This is a genomic window from Sphingorhabdus sp. (genome assembly GCF_044354325.1).
GTDB lineage: Bacteria > Pseudomonadota > Alphaproteobacteria > Sphingomonadales > Sphingomonadaceae > Sphingorhabdus_B.
In genome coordinates, this window is the sequence record NZ_JBILAF010000128.1 from 1 (window position 1) to 5,605 (window position 5,605).

General features: G+C 56.3%; 7 protein-coding genes and 1 pseudogene. 7 read left to right on the forward strand and 1 reads right to left on the reverse strand.

The genetic code is table 11. The annotated features are described in order from the left end of the window. The 7 genes from ACIQ0G_RS09925 to ACIQ0G_RS09955 form a co-directional block, all read left to right on the forward strand. Positions 1 to 312, forward strand: a 312-nt coding sequence (locus tag ACIQ0G_RS09925) for a MucR family transcriptional regulator (protein ID WP_397577768.1), incomplete at its 5' end; no start/stop codon positions are given. A gap of 91 nt (positions 313 to 403) precedes the next feature. After that, positions 404 to 826, forward strand: coding sequence for a Fur family transcriptional regulator (locus tag ACIQ0G_RS09930; RefSeq protein WP_295492172.1), 423 nt, complete (start codon positions 404 to 406; stop codon positions 824 to 826). Beyond that, the gene (locus ACIQ0G_RS09935) at positions 798 to 1,598 is read left to right on the forward strand and encodes a lysophospholipid acyltransferase family protein (protein ID WP_397577769.1); all 801 of its coding nucleotides are present in this window, start codon (positions 798 to 800) and stop codon (positions 1,596 to 1,598) included. The genes ACIQ0G_RS09930 and ACIQ0G_RS09935 overlap by 29 nt, the downstream gene beginning before the upstream one ends. Positions 1,599 to 1,607: 9 nt before the next feature. Next, positions 1,608 to 2,942, forward strand: a complete 1,335-nt coding sequence (gene miaB, locus ACIQ0G_RS09940; protein WP_397577770.1) for a tRNA (N6-isopentenyl adenosine(37)-C2)-methylthiotransferase MiaB — start codon at positions 1,608 to 1,610, stop codon at positions 2,940 to 2,942. Continuing rightward, entirely contained in the window at positions 2,943 to 3,938 is a 996-nt protein-coding gene (locus tag ACIQ0G_RS09945; protein WP_397577771.1) for a PhoH family protein, read from the forward strand. Further along, positions 3,931 to 4,437, forward strand: a complete 507-nt coding sequence (gene ybeY / locus ACIQ0G_RS09950; protein WP_397577772.1) for an rRNA maturation RNase YbeY — start codon at positions 3,931 to 3,933, stop codon at positions 4,435 to 4,437. Before ACIQ0G_RS09945 ends, ybeY begins: the two co-directional genes overlap by 8 nt. Before the next feature lie 32 nt (positions 4,438 to 4,469). Beyond that, positions 4,470 to 5,408, forward strand: a complete 939-nt coding sequence (locus ACIQ0G_RS09955) for a hemolysin family protein (protein ID WP_397577773.1) — start codon at positions 4,470 to 4,472, stop codon at positions 5,406 to 5,408. Positions 5,409 to 5,415: 7 nt separating this feature from the next. Here ACIQ0G_RS09955 and ACIQ0G_RS09960 read toward each other — a convergent pair. Further along, positions 5,416 to 5,605: pseudogene (locus tag ACIQ0G_RS09960) on the reverse strand (MOSC domain-containing protein); the annotation flags it as partial.

A 5,605-nucleotide genomic window follows, 5' to 3' on the forward strand; every position in this document is an offset into this window, starting at 1 on the left:
CACGCTGCACTCGTCGGTCTTTCCGGAACGGCTGCTGCGCCCGAAATAGTTTTGGAACCAGCTGTTCCAGTCCGCAATTCGGTAAAACGCGATTATATCGTCTGCTTGGACGACGGTAAGAAGCTGAAAATGCTTAAGCGCCACCTGATGACGCACTATGGCATGACGCCTGATGACTATCGCGCAAAATGGGGTCTGCCCGCCGATTATCCGATGGTTGCACCTGCTTATGCAGAACAACGTCGTGAACTCGCAAAGGCTATCGGCCTTGGTCGTGCACCAGGTTCGGGTCGCAAGAAAAAAATCAAGTAAAGCGCGCAACGCGTCACTGGAAAATAAGGCCGGAGCATTCTCCGGCCTTTTTCTTTGACGAATCGTGACGCGACACTAAATGTGTATCGCAATGGACATCAAAATCGACATTGAAGCGCTGTGTAATGAACGTGGCCTGCGTATTACCGACCAACGCCGCGTCATAGCGCGCGTCATTTCGGATGCGACTGACCATCCTGATGTAGAAGAGCTCTATCGTCGCTCGTCCGCCATCGATCCCAAGATTTCCATCGCCACCGTATATCGGACCGTCCGCTTGTTCGAAGAAGCGGGCATATTGGACCGCCACGATTTTGGTGACGGGCGCGCACGCTATGAAGCGTCGCCAGAAGCACATCATGATCACCTCATCGACGTCGAAACCGGCAAAGTCGTTGAATTCGTCGACCCAGAGCTGGAAGCACTGCAGAAAATCATTGCGGAACGCCTCGGCTACCGTCTCGTTGACCATCGTATGGAACTCTATGGCGTCGCCATCGACCGCAAGGATTGAACGCCGCAACCCCGCTGCATTTTTAGCTGGCCAATGTTTGTTTGCCGCCCGGCTGCTGCTGATGGCCGCCAGCTTGGTAACGAGCTTGCTCCTCCACAATCTCTGGCGGCTTCTCAACCGGCCATCGCCATGGCCGCGCCTGTTCCTGCTGTCGATCAGCTGGACCAGCGGTATTGCAACCGCCACGACGGGACAGCGGGTGCGCGCGAATGTGTTTTACGCCGCCAACCATCACAGCTGGATCGACATTCCCGTGATGTCAGGCGTTACGGGTTGCACCTTTGTCGCCAATGACGGGATTGCGGGCTGGCCATTGATTGGGTGGCTTTGCAAAATCAACAATACCATCTTTGTGAACCGCGAAAACCGCGCCAGCGTTGGAAATCAGGTGGAAGATCTGCGCGCGGCCATGACCGGCGATCAACCGGTTACGATATTCCCCGAAGGCACGACCCATGACGGTTCGGGCCTTTTGCCATTCAAACCATCGTTATTTGCCGCACTCGTTCCGCCACCATCCGGCATGCTCGTTCAGCCGGTGTTTCTAAGCTACGGACACCATACCCCGCGTGTAGCGTGGGTCGGCGATGAAAAAGTGACCGAGAATTTCTGGCGGCTTTTGTCCCATCTGAAACCGATTACGGCGACCCTGCATTTTCTGGAACCGTTTGATCCGCTGCATTACCCCGATCGCAAGGCGATTTCCGCTGAAGTGCGCGCGCGCATAGGTGCAGCGATGGAGGGTGGCGGGGGTGCACAGCGCTATGTATAGACGCGCGCTATGAGCACGGATTCTCCCAAAACCTATTCGATCAAAAATTACGGCTGCCAGATGAACGTCTATGATGGCGAACGCATGGCTGAAATGTTCGAAAGCCAAGGCATGACGCCCGCTGATGAAAAGGCGAATGCCGATCTTGTCGTGCTCAACACCTGTCATATTCGCGAAAAAGCCGCAGAAAAGGTCTATTCCGAAATCGGCCGTCTGCGTCGCAAGGACGGCAGTAGCCCCGTCATTGCCGTGGCCGGATGCGTCGCGCAGGCCGAAGGCGGCGAGATTAGCCGCAGAGCGCCCGAAGTCGACATTGTTGTCGGCCCGCAAGCCTATCATAATCTGCCTGAAATGGTTGCAGCGGTCGGACGCGGTGAACGCGTGGTCGACCTTGACCTGCCCGGCCTCGATAAGTTCGGCAAACTCCCTGCACGCCGCAAGCAAGCGCCATCTGCGTTTTTGACGGTTCAGGAAGGCTGCGACAAATTCTGCACCTATTGCGTTGTGCCCTACACCCGCGGCGCGGAGATTTCGCGCGGCTGGAACGCGTTGATTGACGAGGCAAAGGCCATTGTTGACGCGGGTGCCGCAGAAATCACTCTATTGGGACAAAACGTCAACGCTTGGAATGGCGAAGACGACAAAGGTCAGTTGCAGGGTCTCGATGGCCTCATCCGCGCGCTGGACAAAATTCCCGGCCTGCGCCGCATCCGTTACATGACGAGCCACCCGAACGACATGACCGAGGGGCTGATTGCCGCGCATGGCGATGTCGAAAAGCTGATGCCATTCCTGCACCTGCCCGTACAATCGGGCTCGGACCGCATATTGAAGGCGATGAACCGCAGCCACAGCCGCGACAGCTATCTGCGCATTTTGGACCGCGTACGTACCGTTCGGCCTGACATCGCGTTTTCGGGTGATTTCATCGTCGGTTTTCCCGGCGAGACCGAAGAAGATTTTGAAGACACCATGCGTCTGGTACGTGAAGTCGGCCATGCGCAGGCCTATTCGTTCAAATATAGCCCGCGTCCCGGCACGCCCGCCGCCGATATGGCCGACCAGATCGCCATGGAAATCATGGACGAACGGCTCCAGCGGTTGCAGGCGCAAATCGTTGCGGACCAAACCGCATTCAACCGAAATACCGTTGGTAAAAGCTGCGATGTTCTTCTCGAACGGCCGGGCAAATTTGATGGCCAATTGATTGGCAAATCGCCTTGGCTGCAATCCGTGCATGTCCTTGCGCCGGACCTTTCTATCGGCAATATTGTTAGCGTTCAGATTACCGATTCTGGCCCCCTTAGCTTAAAAGGTGAACCAACGATGAGAGCAGCCGCCTGAATGGCCAAAAAAGCCCAAGCGCAAGCCGGTGACCTGTCCCGGCTGGAAATGAGCTTCGACAAGCCACATCTTATCAATGCGGTGTTTGGCGAATTTGATCGCAACCTGGTGACAATTGAAAACAGGCTTGGCGTTTATATCTCGGCCCGCGGCAATCGCGTCCAAATCGAAGGTGAAGCAGGCGCCATTGGCCGGACACGCGATGTTCTCAACGATATTTATTCGCGCATTTCGCGCGGACAAGACATGGATTCCGAAGCCGTGCAGTCGATTATCGCAATGACCGCCGAACCCACGCTTGAAGGCATATTGCGCAAGGAAGACAATGCCGCCCCTGGCATCATGATCCGCACGCGCAAGAAAACCCTAGTGCCGCGTTCTGCCACGCAGATTCCCTATATGGAAGCATTGGCGCGTGACGAGATTATCTTCGCACTTGGACCCGCAGGAACCGGAAAAACCTATCTGGCGGTGGCGCAGGCTGTGGCGATGCTGATTACCGGCGCGGTGCAACGCCTGATCCTCTCGCGTCCTGCGGTCGAAGCGGGTGAGCGGCTTGGTTTCTTGCCGGGCGACATGAAGGAAAAGGTCGATCCCTATCTGCGTCCCATTTACGATGCGCTGTACGACTGCTTGCCCGCCGAACAGGTCGAACGCCGCATCGCTTCGGGCGAAATCGAAATCGCCCCTATCGCCTTCATGCGCGGGCGCACCCTCGCTGACGCCTTTATCATTCTCGATGAAGCCCAGAACACCACTGCCGCGCAGATGAAGATGTTCCTGACCCGTTTTGGCATGAACAGCCGCATGGTCATTTGCGGAGACCCGCATCAGGTTGATATCCCCGGTGGCGAACGGATGTCGGGCCTGAATGACGCGGTTCAACGCCTCGAAGGCGTGGACGGCATTCAAACCATCCGCTTCAACAGCAGCGACGTCGTCCGCCATCCCTTGGTCGGACGGATCGTCGATGCCTATGAGGGCGGGCGTGATTGACGTCGAATTAGACATCGGATTGCCATGGGGCAGCTGCAATTTCGGACAAAGTGAAGTTGAAAAGGCCGTCGATGCGGCTGTCCGTTTTGCGGCCATCCCTGAACTGGCGGACCCCATTGTCCCCATGAGCGTCAGCGTCAAGCTATCCGACGATGCAGAGGTGCATGCACTCAACCGTGAATGGCGCGAAAAAGACAAGCCAACCAACGTGTTGTCCTTTCCCATGCTCGATGATAATGAAATCGACGCATTGCTGGACGGGACCTACAACGCGCCCGAAATCATGCTGGGTGACATCATCTTGGCCTATGAAACCTGCGCCACCGAAGCGGAGGAAAAGCAAATTTCCGTCGCGGACCATGCAACACATCTGGTGATCCACGGCATGTTGCATTTGCTTGGCCATGACCATGTTGACGACGAAGAGGCCGAAGCCATGGAGGCGTTAGAAGTAAAAGCGCTTGCATCCATGGGGCTTCACAATCCATATGACACTTAATTCCATTAAAAAGAGGCCAATACGCTTCCATTATGCCCGAGGGTGACAGTTTTAGCGGTGCAAGAACCGCAACCGACGACGATAACGACGGACGAATATGGCAGCGGCTGAAAACGATGTTTTTTGGCCGCGATCACGAGCCAACTTTGCGCGAGCAGCTTGAAGAAGCAATTGCCGAGCATGAAGAAGATAGCGACGATCACGACCAATCGGACAATGACGGCGACCTGACCGCGGTTGAGCGCACCATGCTGCGCAACCTTTTGCATTTCAGCGAGCACCGGGTCGACGATGTGATGGTGCCGCGCAGTGATATTGTCGCCATTGACGAAAGCGCTGGCTTTGCCGATTGCATCGCGGCCTTTGCCGAACATGGGCACAGCCGCCTGCCCGTCTATCGCGAGACCTTGGACAGCATCATCGGCATGATACATATCAAGGATGTGTTCGCCGTTCTTGCATCAGGCGAGCAGCCTCCGGAAAGCTTGGAAGCCTTCATCCGTCAGCCCCGCTTCGTTCCGCAGAATATGAGCGTATTGGCTTTGCTCGACGAAATGCGTCGGACGCGCACGCATTTGGCGATCGTTCTCGACGAATATTCCGGCACCGAAGGCCTGGTGACGATTGAAGACCTGGTTGAAGAAATCGTCGGTGAAATCGAAGATGAGCATGACGAAGAACCCGAAGCGATGTTCACGCAGTTAAGCCCCGTCATGTGGGAAGCCGATGCGCGCGCGGAACTCGACGATCTGGCGGAAGCCATTGACGCTAAATTGTCCGAAGTTGAAGAAGATGTCGACACGCTGGGCGGACTCGCCTTTGTTATCGCCGGGCAAGTTCCCGATGTCGGCCAAATGCTGACGCACGAAGCCAGCGGGTGGAAACTCGAAATATTGGAAGCGGACGAAAAACGGGTCACGCGTATCCGGTTATTCGCGCCATCGCCCGAACCGGACGAAACAGACGAATAATTCGCCGTTAAGGCTGCGTTGCGAGCTTCGCGGCGCGTATGCGCCAGGATTCGGCCAATGATTCCAGCTGCGTGAGCGCCTGCAATTCTGCCAGCGCATCCGCCGCCTTATGCCCGCCGCCGATGAGGAGTTTAAATGTGCGGGCGACGGTCCAATCATGTCCCGCCTGCTCAACCTGCTCTATGCGGTCACCCGGT